Here is a 15,668-nt window from a genome sequence, read left to right as displayed (position 1 = left end):
GGCGCGCGCCTTCGACTCCTCGGACGGCGGCGACGCATTCTCGCCAAAGCCGAGGCGCCGCAGCGCCTCGGCGGGCGTCGGCATGTCAGCGGCATAGGCGAGCCGCACCAACACCATGTCGGCCGCCGCGAGCGGGCGCTGCGAGCCGCGCAATTCCTCGACGCCCTTCATCAATATCTGCCAGGCGCGGGTGAGCGCCGGAACGGAAAGACTCGCCGCCGCCTCTTCGCCGCGGCGCTTTTCCTCGGGCGTCAGCGCCGCCGATTGCGCCGTCTCCGGCGCGAGCTTGAGCCGCGTCGCGAGATGCGCGAATTCGGCGAGTTCGAGCAGCACCTGCGCGGGATCGGCGCCGCCATTATACTGCTCTTCGAGAACGGCAATGGCTTTGGCGACGTCGCCCGCCATCACGCTCTCGAAGAGATCGATGACGCGCGCCTTGTCGGCGACGCCGAGCATGAGGCGCAAATCCTCCGCCGCAATGGCGCCGCCAGCCGAATGCGCCGCGCCGTAAGCGATGGCCTGATCGAGAAGCGAAAGCGCGTCGCGCGCAGATCCTTCCGCCGCCCGCGCGATCATGGCGAGCGCGTCGGGTTCGATGGCGACATTCTCCGCCGCGCAGATCTTGCGCAAATGCTCCGTCAGCAGCCCCGCATCGATGCGGCGAAGATCGAAACGCTGGCAGCGCGAGCGCACGGTCACCGGCACTTTGTCGATCTCGGTCGTCGCGAAGATGAACTTCACATGCTCCGGCGGCTCTTCCAGCGTCTTTAAGAGGCCGTTGAACGCCGCCTTGGAGAGCATGTGCACTTCGTCGATGATATAGACCTTCGTGCGCGCCATCACGGGGCGATAGCGGGCGTTGTCGATAATCTCGCGAATGTCGTCGATGCCGGTATGCGAGGCGGCGTCCATCTCCAGCACGTCGACGTGGCGCGAATCGATGATCGCCTGACAGTGAACGCCGAGCTCCTCCATATGGATCGTCGGCTGGTCGATGGCGGGCCGGCCGTCCTTCGCCGGCAGCTCGTAATTGAAGGCGCGCGCGAGAATCCGCGCGGTCGTGGTCTTGCCGACGCCGCGCACGCCGGTCAGGAGATAGGCCTGATGGATGCGATTGAGATCGAAAGCGTTTTCGAGCGTGCGAACCATCGGCTCCTGGCCGATGAGGTCCGCGAAGGTCGTCGGCCGATATTTGCGCGCCAGCACCCGGTAAGCCGTCGGCGGCGTCTGATCGGCGCCAATAGGATTCGGAAACAGCTCATCGGCCATAGATTAGGGTCTTAATGGTTCGCCAGATTGTTTTCCACCGCGACGCATAGGCGGGTGGCGCTTTTCGCCGTCGACGAAAAGCGGGGCGCGCCGCGCCGACGCCGCCGCAACAGCCCAAGAATAATAGTCTCAAGGCCGGCGCCAGACGAGGCCGCGAGTAAACGTCTTGCCAAAAACAGCGCCGGTCAGGCTATAAATGCAGCGCTCACGCCAAAAGTTCAGGAAAACGGCTTCAATCCCACTGCGGCCGGGTTAAGGCGCCGTTTCATTGCTTATCTTCAGGACGACTTCTGAAGTGGTCTGGGCTATGGCGCCCTTCGTTGTAAACGCCGTCGCGACTGCAAGCGCAACGCCATCCCTCAGCCCGGAAGTTATACATCCGTTCGTGCCGTAGCACCGAGCGGCCACCCGCCAATCTATAACATTTGTTGTGGGACACTCGATCGGCTTCGGAGTAAAGCCAGCAGCCGTATCGAAATCTAACCCCCCGTGATACTGCGTAATCTGCACGCTAATGCTAATCGCGTCGCCGCTTGAGCAGGCCAAGTTGCCGCGCACAAGAGCAACGTCGTTCTCGCTCGGCTGGATTATTACCTTCGCATCCTTGGTAATAACAAGACTTGCGATGCCAGAAAACGCTCGCTGTATCGGAATGACGACAATAGTCAACGCCAGGAAAAGTGCTGCTGCGCGTTTTACGGGGTTCGTCAACCACGATTTTGTCATAACGACCTCCATCAACAATTTGATCCGTCTAAAATTCATCGGCACTATATCGTTAGGCGTTTCCGCCTGTAAGCGAGTCGCTGAACTCCTCGCATCTCCCATCATTATTCTTGGCGGGGGCGCTGAACGCAACGGCGCGCGGCAAGCAGCCGGAATTACATATCGATCGAATTCTTTATTTCAGACAGGGGCATAATGAAATTGTGACCCGTTCTCAGTTCTTAAATATCATTCACGCCAAGGTTGTTCGGCGCGGCCCGCGCATAAAATTAAGGCTACGCCCAACCTGGGCATGCCGCGGTGGGAGGCTGAACGAAGACCCGCCCAAGCTCGTTAGGGCTGCTTCCTTCCGGACCTGACCCGGTTGGCGAGTGAAGCGTCCACCGCCAACCTCCCGGCCCCTATGTGGCAGAGGACGCCAGGCGATGCAAGGGCGGCGTCTCTTCTCCGCAGGACGAACCGGGGGAAGGACAGTCGTCCTCGCCCTCATGCTGAGGAGGCTCCGCAGGAGCCGTCTCGAAGCGCGGGGGCGAGTTCCAGAGAGCGGCGCATGAAGCGGCTTCCTCGTCCTTCGAGACGCCTGCTGCGCAGGCTCCTCAGGATGAGGAAACCTTCGCCCTTCCCCCGCTCTTCTCTGCTTTCATTCACCCTCTCCCCCGAAAGCGGGTGCGCCGCAACGGCGCAATTGCTAAAGAGAGCGCGAATTTCAAAGGGGAATGCGCGTGACCGCCGCGACAGCCGAATCCGCCGACCGTCAGGCCGTAAGCCTTGCGGCGATTCTCGCGCATTTCGAGCGCGAGGGATTCGCGCGCCGCGAGCCGCGGCTGCTGCAGCCGGCGGGGGTCTTTCTCGACCGTTCGGGCGAGGATTTCCGCGGCCATCTCTATCTGACGACCGACGCTTCCGGGGCCGAGCTTTGCCTGCGGCCGGAATATACGATCCCGGTCTGCCTCGACTATCTCGCCTCCGCCGAGGCCGGGACGCCGGCGGCCTATGCCTATGGGGGGGCTATTTTTCGCGCGCCAGCGCAGGGCGCCACGGGTGGGGGCGAATTTCTGCAAGCGGGGCTGGAGAGCTTCGGCCGCGACGACCGGGAGGCGGCCGACGCCGAAATTCTCGCCGCCGCGCTCGAAGCGGCGCGCGCCGCCGGCGCCGCAAACCTCAAGGCGAGCATCGGCGACGCGGGGCTGGTCGGAGCTTTTCTCGACGGGATCGATCTGCCGCCGGTCTGGCGGCGGCGCCTCGCCGCGGGCCATGCGCGCGGCCAGAAGCTCGCCGATATTTTCGTCCCGCCCCGCCGCAACGGCGGCGCCGAACAGTCCGGCGTCCTCGCCGCGCTCGCCAAGGCCGATCCCGCTGACGCGCGCCGCCTTGTCGAAGATCTCCTGTCCATCGCGGGCATTACGACGGTTGGCGGCCGCAGCGCCGCCGAGATCGCCGAGCGCTTCCTCGATCAGGCGACGCTCGCGGAGGGCGCCGGCGTCTCGACGGAAAAGCGCGCGCTCGCCGAGGCTTTCTTCGCCGTCGAGGGCGCGCCGGACGCCGCCTCGGCCGCCTTGCGCGGGCTCGCCGGGGACGCGCGGCTTGATCTTGCCGCCGCGCTCGACGCCTTCGATACGCGCTCCAGCTTCATGGCGGCGCGCGGCCTCGCGCTCGACGAGATGCGCTTTTCGGCGAGCTTCGCCCGCCATCTCGACTATTACACGGGCTTCGTCTTCGAGGCGCGCCACGCCGGGGGCGACGAGCCGGTGATCGGCGGCGGCCGCTACGACCGGCTGCTCAAGACGCTGGGCGCCAAATCCGACATTCCGGCCGTCGGCGCGGCGATCTGGATCGACCGCCTCGCGCCGCGCGCGGGAGGCGCGCCATGAGAGAGGCCCAAAAGCTCGTCATCGCCTCGCCCTCGAAAGGCCGGCTGCAGGAGAACGCCGCCGCCTTTTTCGCCCGCGCGGGGTTGGAGCTGACGCAGGGACGCGGCGCGCGCGACTATCGCGGCGCGGTGGCGGGCGTCGAAGGCGCCGAGGTCGCCTATCTGTCGGCGTCCGAAATCACGCGCCGCCTGGCGCTCGGCGAAGCGCATCTCGGCGTCACCGGCGAAGATCTGGTGCGCGAGGAGATCGCCGACGCGGAAAGCAAGGTCGAATTGCTCGCGCCGCTTGGCTTCGGTTTCGCCAATGTCGTCGTCGCGGTGCCGCAGGCCTGGATCGACGTGCGCCACATGAGCGATCTCGCCGATGTCGCCGACGGCTTTCGCGCGCGCCACGGGCGCGGCCTACGCGTCGCGACGAAATATGTGAATACGACGCGGCGTTTCTTCACACGCTATGGCGTCTCCGACTATCGCATCGTCGAAAGCTCCGGCGCGACGGAAGGCGCGCCCGCCGCCGGCTCCGCCGATCTCATCGTCGACATCACCACGACCGGCGCGACGCTCGCCGCCAATGCGCTGAAAGTGATCGAGGACGGCGTGATCCTGCGTTCGCAGGCCAATCTCGTCGCCTCGCTCGCCGCGCCCTGGAGCGAGACGGCGCGAGAGGCGGCGCGAATCATCCTCTCGCGCATCGCCGCCGAAGAGGAAGCGCGCACGACGCGTGAAGTGCGCGCGCATCTGCCGGAAGCGGCCGGCGACCTGCTTCGCGAGGCGGAAACGACATTCGGAGCCTCCTTGCGCGAGAGCAATGGCAAATCGGCGGCTTTCGCCTGCCCGGCGCATCATGTCGCGGCGCTCGCAGACTGGCTTATCGCGCATGGCGCGAAGAGCGTCGCGAGCGCGCGCTTCGATTACGTCTTTCGCGCCGAAAACGCGCTCTGGAGCAAGCTCGCGGCGCGGCTGGGCTGACGCGCCCCGCGCTCACGCCTCCATCAGCGCGCCGACATGCGCCGCGACGCTGCGCGCGAGATCGTCCGGCCGGTAGCCGCCTTCGAGCAGCGACACGATGCGTCCGCCGCATCGGCGCGCGGCGACCTCCATGACGCGCAGCGTCACGTCGCGGAAATCCTCTTCGAGGAAACGCAGGCCGCCGAGCGGGTCATGCAGATGCGCGTCGAAGCCGGCGCAAAAAATGATGAGGTCTGGCGCGAAGGCGTCGAGGCGCGGCAGGATGCGCGAAGCGAGCGCCTCGCGAAATTGCGCGCCGCCATCGCCCTTCACGAGCGGCGCATTGACGATATTATCATGCGCGCCGGTCTCATTTGCCGCGCCCGTGCCGGGATAAAGCGGCATTTGGTGCGTCGAGGCGTAAAGGGCGTCCTTGTCGTTCCAGAAAATCTCCTGCACGCCATTGCCGTGATGCACGTCGAAATCGACGACGGCGACGCGCGACGCCCCATAAGCCGCGCGCGCATGCAAGGCGGCGACCGCGGCGTTGTTGAGGAAGCAAAAGCCCATGGCCTCGCTCCGCGTCGCATGATGGCCCGGCGGACGCATGGCGACAAAGGCGTTTTTCGCTTCGCCGCGCATGAGGGCGTCGACGGCCGCGCACGCGCCGCCCGCCGCCCGCAGCGCCGCCTCATGCGTAGCGCCGTTCATCGAGACGTCGGGGCCAAGACGCGCATAGCCGTCCCTCGGCGCCGCTCGCACAAGCCGCGACACATGCTCAGGCGCATGCGCGCGCAACAGCGCCTCCGTCGACGCCAAAGGCGCATCCAGGCGCGCAAGGGAGGCGAAACGGGAATCGTCCAGCGCGCGCAACACCGGGCGCAGCCGCTCAGGCCGCTCGACATGCGCGGGCCCCATCTCATGCGCGAGCGCAGCGGCGTGGGTGACGAGAAGGGTCTTCGCCGTCTCGGCCCGCGCGCCGCCGAGGGCGAGGCTTGCGGCCGCGCCGGCCATCGCGGCGCGGCGCGTAACGGCGGCGCAGCTCTCCTTCATCATCCCGCTCCATCCGATCCTTCGCCGCCGCTCGGCAAATCATAAGATCATCGTTTTCGCCTGTCAGCCTGTCGTCAATTCGACCGCAAGAAACGGATTGCGCCGATATGCGTTCGCCTCGAAGATAGGCCATGGAGCAGGCGACGGACATGACGCAGGCGAATTTACTCGGCATCGCCGACGACGCGCGCTGGGGGGCGGTTGTCGCGCGCGACGGACGTTGCGACGGCGACTTTTTCTATTGCGTGACGACCACGGGCGTCTATTGCCGCCCCTCCTGCCCATCGCGGCCGGCGAAGCGCGCCAATGTGCGCTTTTGCGCCACGGCGGCGGAGGCGGAAGCCGCGGGTTTTCGTCCTTGTCGACGCTGCGGACCCAATGCGCCGCCGCGCGAAGCGGAAGACGCCGCAAAGGTTGCGCGCGCTTGCCGGATGATCGAGACCGCGGAGACAGCGCCGACGCTGACCGAACTCGCGCGAGCCGCCGGTCTCAGCCCTCATCACTTCCACAGACTCTTCTCGCGCATCGCGGGGGTAACGCCCAAGGCCTATGCGCAAGCGCATCGGCGGGCGCGCCTGCGCGAGCGATTGAATAGTAGCGCGACCGTGACCGGAGCGATCTATGATTCAGGCTTTAATTCCAGCGGACGCTTCTACGCGACCGCGAAGGAGACATTGGGCATGACGCCAGGCGCCTATCGCAAAGGCGGCGCGCGCGAGGAAATTCGCTTTGCGATCGGCCAATCTTCGCTCGGCGCCGTGCTCGTCGCGGCGAGCGCCAAGGGCGTCTGCGCCATCTCGCTCGGCGACGATCCACAGGAGTTGTTGCGCGATCTGCAGGATCGCTTTCCGCGCGCGACGCTGATCGGCGCCGACGAAGCGTTCGAGCGCTATGTCGCTGCGGCGGTGGGTCTCGTCGAAAAACCGCGCGCGCCATTCGACCTGCCGCTCGACATGCGGGGCACGGCTTTTCAGCAGCGCGTCTGGGCGGCGCTGCGCAAAATTCCGGCGGGAGAAACGGCAAGCTACGCCGAGATTGCGCGGCGCATCGGCGCGCCGAAAGCCGTGCGCGCCGTTGCCGGCGCCTGTGCGGCCAATCCTGTCTCGCTCGCCGTGCCCTGTCACCGCGTGCTGCGCAGCGACGGCGCGCTCTCGGGCTATTATTGGGGCGTCGAGAGGAAGCGCGCGCTTTTGGAAAGGGAGAAGGAGCGCTGAGCGAAAGCCCGCTTACCCCCGGAGCCGCTCATATTCTTCGTTGATCGCCTGTTGCAGCTCCCGCCAAACAGGATTGATCCACACGTCCGGCCCCCAATTATATTGGGCCTTGGCGACCTCGGCGATCGTCTCATTGATCGGTTCGCTTTCCCCTTCCTCCAGCTCCATGGAGAAGAGCCTCGGCGGCGCCGCGCCTTTCCAGGCGTCCCAATGTTCGTTCGAATAGTTGGAAACGCCGCGCAGCAGGGCGAGCGCCGCCGGCGTAAATTTCGCGAAGCGCTTATGCAGCGGGCCGTCTTCCGGCTCGGCGCGATAGGCGTCGCGCACGAAGAAATATTTCACATGCTGCATTTCATGCGCAAGGCAGCAGCCAAGCCGCGCCTTGCTCATCTCGGGATCATAGAAGATCACGATGCGGCCATTAGGAAAGGATTCGCCTTCCGACGCGAAGCTCTGGCCGAGATAGTCGAAGGTCTTTTTCTCGGGGCTGAGAGTCGCTTTCTTCGCGTCATAGCCGAGCTCGCGACAGAGCGCCTCAAGCTTGCGCCGCTTTTTTAGAAAGTCTGGCGTAGCGGCGATATCTGTAAGCGTTAAGGGAGACGGTTCGCGCGATTGCGCGACGCGTGACGCGCTTGCGAACGGCTCTTCATGGGTGATGGCCCAGTCGAATTCGGCGTGCGCGTCGGCGACATGCTCCCACCATCTGCGGCCGTCCTTCATGCGCGGGGAGAGATCATTGACCTTGACGCGCCCGAAGACGGCGGGGCGCGCCTTCAGGCCGGCGATCGCCGCCTCGACCATCTCGCGGCCCAGCCCGCGCCTCAGCGAATTGATTTGCTCGAAAACGAGCGCGGGCGGCTCGAATTTTCCGGCGAGCAGCAAGGCGACGCCGGAAGCCTCCGTCCCGTCGGGCGTGGTGATCATCTTGGGCGAGGTCGACGCCCTGATCTCCCAGAAGCTCGTTCCATATTGTTTCGACTCGACAAAGAGGCCGAGCGCGGCGAGATTGCGGCAAATCTCGCCGGCGATTTCCGCGATCGCCGGATCGCCCTTCTCCGCGGCGCCCACCCTGCGCCAGAGCCGTGAAATATCCCATACGCCCATGCGGCGGTCCCCAATGCCGGCGCGGAAATTATCGCGAAAGAGGCCAAAGGGTAAGGGCCGACGCCGTGCCCCGCCCCGCATTTCATGCGATAAAGGGGCATGGCGACACCGATTCGCAACGCTTTCGACCCAGGCTTCGGCGTCTATGTCCATTGGCCGTTTTGCCTGTCGAAATGCCCCTATTGCGACTTCAACAGCCACGTCCGCAAGGCCGAGATCGACGAGGACCGCTTCGTCGAGGCCTTTGGCGTGGAGCTCGCCCACCGCGCCGCGCTCACGCCAAGGCGCGAAGTGCGCTCCATATTTTTCGGCGGCGGCACGCCCTCGCTGATGTCGCCTTCGACGGTCGAGGCGATACTTTCACAGATTTCGAGCCATTGGACCCTCGCCAAGGACTGCGAGATCACGCTCGAGGCCAATCCGACGAGCGTCGAAGCCTCGCGCTTCAGGGGCTTCAAGGCGGCCGGCGTCAATCGCGTCTCGCTCGGCGTGCAGGCCTTGAACGACATTGATCTGCGCGCGCTCGGACGCCAGCATTCCGTGGCGGAAGCGCTGATGGCGCTCGACGTCGCCAATTCCGTCTTCGAGCGCGTTTCCTTCGATCTCATTTATGGCCGCGCGGGCCAAACGCCCGCCGCCTGGCGCAAGGAGCTGGAGCTGGCGCTTGTCCGCGCGCCGGAGCATGTCTCGCTCTATCAATTGACGATCGAGCCCGAGACCATGTTCGAGCGCATGGTCAATTCCGGCAAGATGACGCTGCCGGGCGCCGACGCCCAGCGCGCGCTGTGGGACGTGACCCAGGAAGCGACCATCCGCGCCGGCCTTCCCGCCTACGAAGTCTCGAACCATGCCCGGCCCGGCGCGGAGTGCCGGCATAATCTCGTTTATTGGCGCTATGGCGAATATGTCGGCGTCGGCCCCGGCGCCCATGGGCGCATCGTCACGCCGCGCGGACGCCGCGCCCAGGCCGCCGAGCGCCATCCGGAAATGTGGCTCACCTGCGTCGAGACCGAGGGCCATGGCCTCGTCGAGGACGACTTGCTGTCCTCCGAGCAGGAAGGCGACGAATTTCTGCTGATGGGGCTGCGGCTGCGCGAGGGCGTCGATCCGCAGCGCTATTTCCTGCTCACCGGCAAGCGCCTGTCGCAGTCGCGCATCAGCGAGCTCGTGGGCGACGGGCTTGTGGAGTTCACCCGCGAGAACCGGCTGCGGGTGAGCTCTGAAGGTTTTCCGGTGCTCGACGCCGTGGTGGCGGACCTCGCCGCCTAAGGCGTTGGCGATCCCTTGTTGTCGGCCGACAGGGCGCCTAGATAGACGGCGATTGGCGCGGGGTGGAGCAGCCCGGTAGCTCGTCAGGCTCATAACCTGAAGGTCGTAGGTTCAAATCCTGCCCCCGCAACCAAGTTTCATGGGGCGATCGTCTTCGTCCCCCCGGCGAGCCTTCTTAAATAATCGGCGCGCATAAGGCCCCGCTCACCCCACCTGCCCGCGATGGCGCAGGAAATGGTCGGCGAGCACGCAGGCCATCATCGCTTCGCCCACCGGCACGGCGCGGATGCCGACGCAAGGGTCGTGGCGGCCCTTGGTGACGATGTCGGTTTCTTTGCCGAAGCGGTCGATGGTCTGGCGCGGCGTCAGAATCGACGAGGTCGGCTTCACCGCGAAGCGCACGACGATCGGCTGGCCGGTCGAGATGCCGCCGAGCACGCCGCCGGCATTGTTCGACAGAAACGTCGGCCCATCGCGGCCGGCGCGCATTTCATCGGCGTTTTCCTCGCCCGTCAATTGGGCGGCGGCGAAGCCGGCGCCGATTTCAACGCCTTTCACGGCGTTGATCGACATCATCGCCGCCGCGAGATCGGCGTCGAGCTTGCCATAGACCGGCGCGCCCCATCCGACGGGAACCTCCTCGGCGACGACCTCCACGACCGCGCCGATGGAAGAGCCGTCCTTACGCACGTCGTCGAGATAATCCGCCCAGAGTTCGGCCGTGCGCGCGTCGGGACAAAAGAGCGGATTGCGCTCGACCTCATCCCAGTCGAAACGCGCGCGGTCGATTTTATGCGGCCCGACCTGCACCAGCGCGCCGCGAATGACGACGCCCGCGATCACCTTGCGCGCGATCGCGCCGGCGGCGACGCGCGCGGCGGTTTCGCGCGCCGAGGAGCGGCCGCCGCCGCGATGGTCGCGCACGCCATATTTGGCGTCGTAAACATAGTCGGCGTGGCCCGGGCGATATTTGTCGGCGATCTCGCCATAGTCCTTCGAGCGCTGATCGGTATTTTCGATCAGAAGCGCGATCGGCGTTCCGGTCGTCACCTGGCGCCCATCGGCGCCCGCAAAAACGCCGGAGAGAATCTTCACCTCGTCGGCCTCGCGCCGCTGCGTCGTGAAACGCGATTGTCCCGGCTTGCGCTTGTCGAGAAAGACCTGAATGTCGCTCGCATCGAGCGCGATCCGCGGCGGACAGCCGTCGACGATCGCGCCGAGCGCCGGCCCATGGCTTTCGCCAAAGGTCGTGACCCGGAAGAGATGGCCGAAACTATTGTGGGACATGCCGGTCTTCTAGGCCGCGCGCCGGCGCCGGTCAAACGGGCGCCCTCCGGCGAGCCGAGCCATGACGCGGCCTTCCAAGACCGTTAAGATAGACATATGACCCTCACGCATAAGCCCGTCGGCCCCGGCAGCCATGTCTTTCTCGTCGACGGCTCATCCTTCGTCTTTCGCGCCTATTTCCAGTCGATCCGGCAGGACGCGAAATACAACTATCGCTCCGACCGGCTGCCGACCGGCGCCGTGCGGCTCTTCTGCACGAAGCTTCTGCAATTCGTGCGCGACGGCGCGGCGGGCGCGAAGCCCACGCATCTCGCCATCATCTTCGACAAGAGCGAGCAGTCCTTCCGCAAGGAAATCTATCCGGATTATAAGGCGCATCGCTCTGAGCCGCCGGAAGATCTCGTTCCGCAATTTCCGCTGATGCGGGCGGCCGTGCGCGCCTTCGGCCTCACCCCGATCGAACAGGATCTCTATGAGGCCGACGATCTCATCGCCACTTACGCCGTGCAGGCGCGCGCCAAGGGCGCCGACGTTCTGATCGTTTCCGCCGACAAGGATTTGATGCAACTCGTCGAGCCGGGCGTCGTCATGTACGACCCCGCCTCGGGAACCGCGGGCGCGAAGGGATCGCGCGAAGAGCGGATCATCGGCGAGGCCGAGGTCATCGACTATTTCGGCGTGACGCCGGACAAAGTGGTGGACGTGCAGGCGCTTGCCGGCGATTCGACCGACAATGTGCCGGGCGCCAAGGGCATTGGCGTAAAGACCGCCGCGCAGCTCATCAATGAATATGGCGATCTCGATACGCTGCTCGCCAAGGCGCCCGAGATCAAGCAGCCCAAGCGCCGCGAGGCGCTGACCGAACCGGAAGCCGTCAAGCTCATCCGCCTCTCCAAAAAGCTCGTCACGCTTGTGCGCGACGCGCCCGTCGAGACGCCGCTCGAAGATTTGGGCTTGCACGAGCCCGACGCCAGGACGCTCGTCGCCTTTCTGCAGGCGATGGAGTTCACGACGATCACGCGGCGCGTCGCCGAGCTTTACGGCGTCGATATCCATGACGTCGCGCCTGATCCCAATTTCGTCGGCCCCGCCGGCTGGCGCGCGCGCGACGGCGAAGTGCGGGAAGACGCGCCAGCCGCGCCGCAAGCCGCCGAACCGGCCAAGCCGGCGGGAAAGAGCGCGGCGGAAGAATTCACGCCCGCAAGCCTTGTCGCCACGCGCCAGGCCGAAGCGCAGGCGACGAAGATCGACCGCTCCGCATACGAATGCGTGACCTCGCTCGAGCGCCTCGATCGCTGGATCGCCGACGCCCGCGAGGCTGGAATCGTCGCGCTCGATACGGAAACGACCTCGCTCGATCCCATGCAATGCGAACTGGTCGGCGTCTCCCTGGCGGTCGCGCCCGGTCGCGCCTGCTACATTCCGCTCGGGCATCGCGAACATGGCTCCGGCGATCTCTTTGGCGGCGCCGCTCTGCTTTCCAGCCAGATCCCGCTCGGCGAGGCGATTGCGAAACTGAAGCCCTTGTTCGAAGACGCGGCGATCCTCAAGATCGCGCATAATATGAAATATGATCTGCTCGTTCTCGCACGTTACGGAATCGACGTGGCGCCGATCGAGGATACGATGCTGATCTCCTATGCGCTCGACTCCGGCCTCAACAATCACGGCCTCGACGAATTGGCGCTCAAGCATCTCGGGCATGAGAACATCACATTCGCTTCGGTCGCGGGCTCGGGACGCAGCTTCATCGGCTTCGCCCGCGTCGCGCTCGACAAGGCGACGGAATATGGCGCAGAGGACGCGGATGTGTCGCTGCGACTGTGGCGCGCGCTGAAGCCGCGGCTTCCCGCCGAGCATATGACCAATGTCTATGAGACCTTGGAGCGGCCCATGGTCGCGACGCTGATGCGCATGGAGCGGCGCGGCGTCATGATCGACCGCGCCATTCTCTCGCGCCTCTCGGGCGAATTCGCGCAGGACATGGCGCGCCTTGAGGCCGACATCTTCGAACTTGCGGGCGAGAGCTTCAACCTCGGCTCGCCCAAGCAATTGGGCGATATTCTTTTCGGCAAGATGGGTCTGCCCGGCGCCAAAAAGACGGCGACGGGCGCCTGGTCGACCTCGGCGAGCGTGCTCGAAGACCTCGCCGCGGAAGGCAACGCATTCGCACGGCGCATTCTCGACTGGCGCCAGCTCTCGAAGCTCAAGAGCACCTACGCCGACGCCCTGCCCGGCTATGTCAATCCGGAGACGGGCCGCGTGCATACGTCCTATGCGCTCGCCGCGACGACGACCGCGCGGCTCTCCTCCTCGGAGCCGAATCTGCAGAATATTCCCGTGCGCAACGAGGCGGGCCGCAAGATTCGCAAGGCTTTCATCGCCGCGCCGGGACGCGTGCTGATCTCGGCGGATTATTCGCAGATCGAGCTGCGGCTCCTCGCACATATCGCCGATATTCCGCAATTGAAGAAAGCCTTCGCGGACAATCTCGACATTCACGCCATGACGGCGAGCGAAATGTTCGGCGTGCCGGTCAAGGACATGCCGGCCGAGGTGCGCCGACGCGCCAAGGCGATCAATTTCGGCATCATCTACGGCATTTCGGCGTTCGGCCTCGCCAATCAGCTCGGCATTTCGCGCGAGGAGGCGGGCGCCTATATCAAGCGTTACTTCGAGCGCTTCCCCGGCATTCGCGATTATATGGACGCGACCCGCAAGACGGTGCGCGAGAAGTGCGAAGTCACGACCATCTTCGGCCGCGTCTATCATTTCCCGCGCATCGCCTCGGCCAACGCCTCCGACCGAGCCTTCTACGAGCGCGCCGCGATTAACGCGCCGATCCAGGGCGCGGCGGCCGACATCATCCGCCGGGCGATGGTGCGCATGGACGACGCGCTCGCGAGCGCCGGCCTTTCGGCGCAAATGCTGCTGCAAGTGCATGACGAACTCGTCTTCGAGGCGGCGGCGGGCGAAGCGGAGGCGACGATCGAAGTGGCGCGCCGCGTGATGGAGCGGGCGCCGGCGCCCGCCGCCCATCTTTCCGTTCCGCTCAAAGTCGACGCCCGCGCCGCCGCCAATTGGGACGAGGCGCATTAATTCAAGAAATAACGCCATTCTCGGTTGAACGGCTCGGCTGTCATTCCCGACGCGCGCTATGCGCGCGATCGGGAATCCAGAATCACAACAAGCCGCGTGGATGTTGCTCTGGATTCCCGGTCAGGCCTTCGGCCTGCCGAGAATGACACGCCTAGCGAACGAATCAAACGGATGCCGTAGAGAGCGGCTCGACTACAGGCCCGCGTCGTCCGGCGGCGGCGTTTCCCTGCTCGCGAGACCGAAACTAAGCCGCGCCCAGAACCGCTCGTGGAAATAATAAAGCGCGAAAATCGCGAGCATCTCGACGCCGGTGATTTCGGCGGAAAGCTCCAGGTCCTTGATGAAAGCATAGAGAATCAGACAGGTCGAAGCGCTCGCCGGCAGGAGCCAGGACAGCGCCTTGACGAGGCTGCGCGTCGGCGTCGGCCGCAGCGATTGGCGCGCCAGCGGCAAGCCTTCCATCGAGGCGTAGCTGAGCTCGGTCAGCGGCGGCGCGGGACGCTCGTTCGAGGCCGCGACCGATTTCACCATGCCGACCGCGATCGTCTCGTTGGTGACGCGGTCGATGAGAATGAAGCCGCCGGTTTCGCGATTTTCTACATAGGGGTCGCAGGCGACGACGGTCTCGAGCGACAGGCGCGCCTCGCCGATCTCGTTGAAGGCGAGCGACTCTCCCGCCGCAAGCGGCGTCGCAAGGCCGGTTTCGATCTCTATGCGGGCGTCGACCGCCGTGACGCGCGCCGGCGTCGTCTTCGCGCCGATCTTCAAGAGATGGCTCTTGCCGATGGCGAGCGGCTCGCGCACCAGCCACAGGAGCCGCGCTTCGAGACGGTCGCCCGCTTTGGCCGGCGAGACGGGCGAACAGAGGAGATCGCCGCGCGAAACGTCAATTTCTTCGGCGAGCGTCACGGTCACGGATTGGCCGGAGACGGCGCTGTCGAGATCGCCGTCGAAGGTCACGATTCTCTCGACGCGCGTATCGCGCCCGGCCGGCTGAATGCGGATGATGTCGCCGGGCTGAATATTGCCGCCGCTGATGAAGCCGGAAAAGCCGCGAAAATCGAGGTTTGGCCGGTTCACCCATTGCACCGGCATGCGGAACGGCGCGATACGCATCGCGTCCTCGACCGCGACGCCTTCGAGATAGGAGAGCAGCGGCGGGCCGTCGTGCCAAGGCATCTCCGCGCTGCGATGGACGAGATTGTCGCCATTGGTGGCGACGAGCGGCGCGACATAGATGGAGGCGAAGCGAAGATGTTCGGCGAAGACGCGGAAGTCCCGTTCGATCTTGCGGAAAACCTCTTCGCTATAGCCGACGAGATCCATCTTATTGACGGCGACGACGACATGGCGCACGCCGAACATCGAGGTGATGACGCTGTGCCGGCGCGTTTGCGGCAATATGCCCTTGCGCGCGTCGACGAGCAGGATCGCGAGATCGGCGGTCGAGGCGCCGACCGCCATGTTGCGGGTATATTGCTCGTGGCCCGGCGTGTCGGCGACGATGAATTTGCGTTTGTCGGTCGCAAAATAGCGATAGGCGACGTCGATCGTGATGCCCTGCTCGCGCTCCGCGGCCAGCCCGTCGACGAGCAGCGCGAAATCGAGCGCCTCGCCCTGCGTGCCGTGCTTCTTCGAATCGCTTTCGAGCGCGGCGATGACGTCGTCGGGCGCAAGATCGGCGTCATAGAGCATCCGCCCGATCAGCGTCGATTTGCCGTCGTCCACCGAGCCGCAGGTGATAAAGCGCAGCAACGGCTTTTCGCCGACGTGCCGCGTCGGCGCGCGCGAAGGCGAAGGCGATACGACGGCGACGGCCCCATGCATTG

At 65.3% G+C, this 15,668-nt stretch carries 11 protein-coding genes, 1 tRNA gene and 1 other RNA gene; 6 read left to right on the top strand and 7 right to left on the bottom strand.

Annotated features, from left to right (window positions below; genetic code table 11):
• From V3H18_RS08130 to ffs, 3 genes are all read right to left on the bottom strand, one after another.
• The coding region (locus V3H18_RS08130) for a DNA polymerase III subunit gamma/tau (protein WP_332081510.1) at positions 1–1,269 on the bottom strand (1,269 nt) is incomplete at its 3' end.
• A gap of 252 nt (positions 1,270–1,521) precedes the next feature.
• A complete protein-coding gene (locus tag V3H18_RS08125; protein WP_332081509.1) occupies positions 1,522–2,010 on the bottom strand; it encodes a hypothetical protein in 489 nt (162 codons plus the stop codon).
• Between the two features lie 284 nt (positions 2,011–2,294).
• Positions 2,295–2,391, bottom strand: an RNA gene (gene ffs / locus V3H18_RS08120) — signal recognition particle sRNA small type.
• Positions 2,392–2,711: 320 nt separating this feature from the next.
• On the opposite strand from ffs, the gene V3H18_RS08115 reads away from it, so the two are divergent.
• On the top strand, positions 2,712–3,866 hold the full coding sequence (locus V3H18_RS08115; RefSeq protein ID WP_332081508.1) for an ATP phosphoribosyltransferase regulatory subunit: 1,155 nt from the start codon (positions 2,712–2,714) through the stop codon (positions 3,864–3,866).
• The gene (gene hisG / locus V3H18_RS08110; protein ID WP_332081507.1) at positions 3,863–4,834 is read left to right on the top strand and encodes an ATP phosphoribosyltransferase; all 972 of its coding nucleotides are present in this window, start codon (positions 3,863–3,865) and stop codon (positions 4,832–4,834) included. Before V3H18_RS08115 ends, hisG begins: the two co-directional genes overlap by 4 nt.
• 12 nt (positions 4,835–4,846) lie before the next feature.
• Here the strand turns inward: hisG and V3H18_RS08105 are convergent, their stop codons facing one another.
• Positions 4,847–5,869, bottom strand: coding sequence for a histone deacetylase family protein (locus V3H18_RS08105; protein ID WP_332081506.1), 1,023 nt, complete (start codon positions 5,867–5,869; stop codon positions 4,847–4,849).
• Positions 5,870–5,997: 128 nt separating this feature from the next.
• Here V3H18_RS08105 and ada point away from each other — a divergent pair, with 128 nt between their 5' ends.
• Positions 5,998–7,080, top strand: coding sequence for a bifunctional DNA-binding transcriptional regulator/O6-methylguanine-DNA methyltransferase Ada (ada, locus tag V3H18_RS08100; protein ID WP_332081505.1), 1,083 nt, complete (start codon positions 5,998–6,000; stop codon positions 7,078–7,080).
• Between the two features lie 12 nt (positions 7,081–7,092).
• Here ada and V3H18_RS08095 read toward each other — a convergent pair whose 3' ends face one another.
• On the bottom strand, positions 7,093–8,184 hold the full coding sequence (locus V3H18_RS08095; protein WP_332081504.1) for a hypothetical protein: 1,092 nt from the start codon (positions 8,182–8,184) through the stop codon (positions 7,093–7,095).
• Positions 8,185–8,283: 99 nt separating this feature from the next.
• Here V3H18_RS08095 and hemW point away from each other — a divergent pair, with 99 nt between their 5' ends.
• On the top strand, positions 8,284–9,453 hold the full coding sequence (gene hemW / locus V3H18_RS08090; RefSeq protein WP_332081503.1) for a radical SAM family heme chaperone HemW: 1,170 nt from the start codon (positions 8,284–8,286) through the stop codon (positions 9,451–9,453).
• A gap of 56 nt (positions 9,454–9,509) precedes the next feature.
• Positions 9,510–9,586 (top strand) — tRNA-Met (locus V3H18_RS08085).
• 71 nt (positions 9,587–9,657) lie between these two features.
• Here V3H18_RS08085 and aroC read toward each other — a convergent pair.
• Entirely contained in the window at positions 9,658–10,740 is a 1,083-nt protein-coding gene (aroC, locus tag V3H18_RS08080) for a chorismate synthase (RefSeq protein ID WP_332081502.1), read from the bottom strand.
• A 96-nt stretch (positions 10,741–10,836) separates the two neighbouring features.
• Between aroC and polA the strand changes: the two genes are divergently transcribed.
• Positions 10,837–13,839, top strand: coding sequence for a DNA polymerase I (gene polA / locus V3H18_RS08075; RefSeq protein ID WP_332081501.1), 3,003 nt, complete (start codon positions 10,837–10,839; stop codon positions 13,837–13,839).
• Between the two features lie 192 nt (positions 13,840–14,031).
• Here polA and cysN read toward each other — a convergent pair whose 3' ends face one another.
• Entirely contained in the window at positions 14,032–15,666 is a 1,635-nt protein-coding gene (cysN, locus tag V3H18_RS08070; RefSeq protein ID WP_332081500.1) for a sulfate adenylyltransferase subunit CysN, read from the bottom strand.
• Positions 15,667–15,668: the final 2 nt, after the last annotated feature.

The organism is Methylocystis borbori, from assembly GCF_036576025.1.
Classification (GTDB): Bacteria; Pseudomonadota; Alphaproteobacteria; order Rhizobiales; family Beijerinckiaceae; genus Methylocystis; species Methylocystis borbori.
This window is presented reverse-complemented; position numbering and strand designations above follow the sequence as displayed.

Coding starts and splice junctions, on each gene's coding strand:
- hemW (WP_332081503.1), top strand. CDS start 8,284: ATGGCGACACCGATTCGCAACGCTTTCGACCCAGGCTTCGGCGTCTAT.
- aroC (WP_332081502.1), bottom strand. CDS start 10,740: ATGTCCCACAATAGTTTCGGCCATCTCTTCCGGGTCACGACCTTTGGC.
- hisG (WP_332081507.1), top strand. CDS start 3,863: ATGAGAGAGGCCCAAAAGCTCGTCATCGCCTCGCCCTCGAAAGGCCGG.
- polA (WP_332081501.1), top strand. CDS start 10,837: ATGACCCTCACGCATAAGCCCGTCGGCCCCGGCAGCCATGTCTTTCTC.
- V3H18_RS08095 (WP_332081504.1), bottom strand. CDS start 8,184: ATGGGCGTATGGGATATTTCACGGCTCTGGCGCAGGGTGGGCGCCGCG.
- ada (WP_332081505.1), top strand. CDS start 5,998: ATGGAGCAGGCGACGGACATGACGCAGGCGAATTTACTCGGCATCGCC.
- V3H18_RS08115 (WP_332081508.1), top strand. CDS start 2,712: ATGCGCGTGACCGCCGCGACAGCCGAATCCGCCGACCGTCAGGCCGTA.
- V3H18_RS08105 (WP_332081506.1), bottom strand. CDS start 5,869: ATGATGAAGGAGAGCTGCGCCGCCGTTACGCGCCGCGCCGCGATGGCC.
- cysN (WP_332081500.1), bottom strand. CDS start 15,666: ATGCATGGGGCCGTCGCCGTCGTATCGCCTTCGCCTTCGCGCGCGCCG.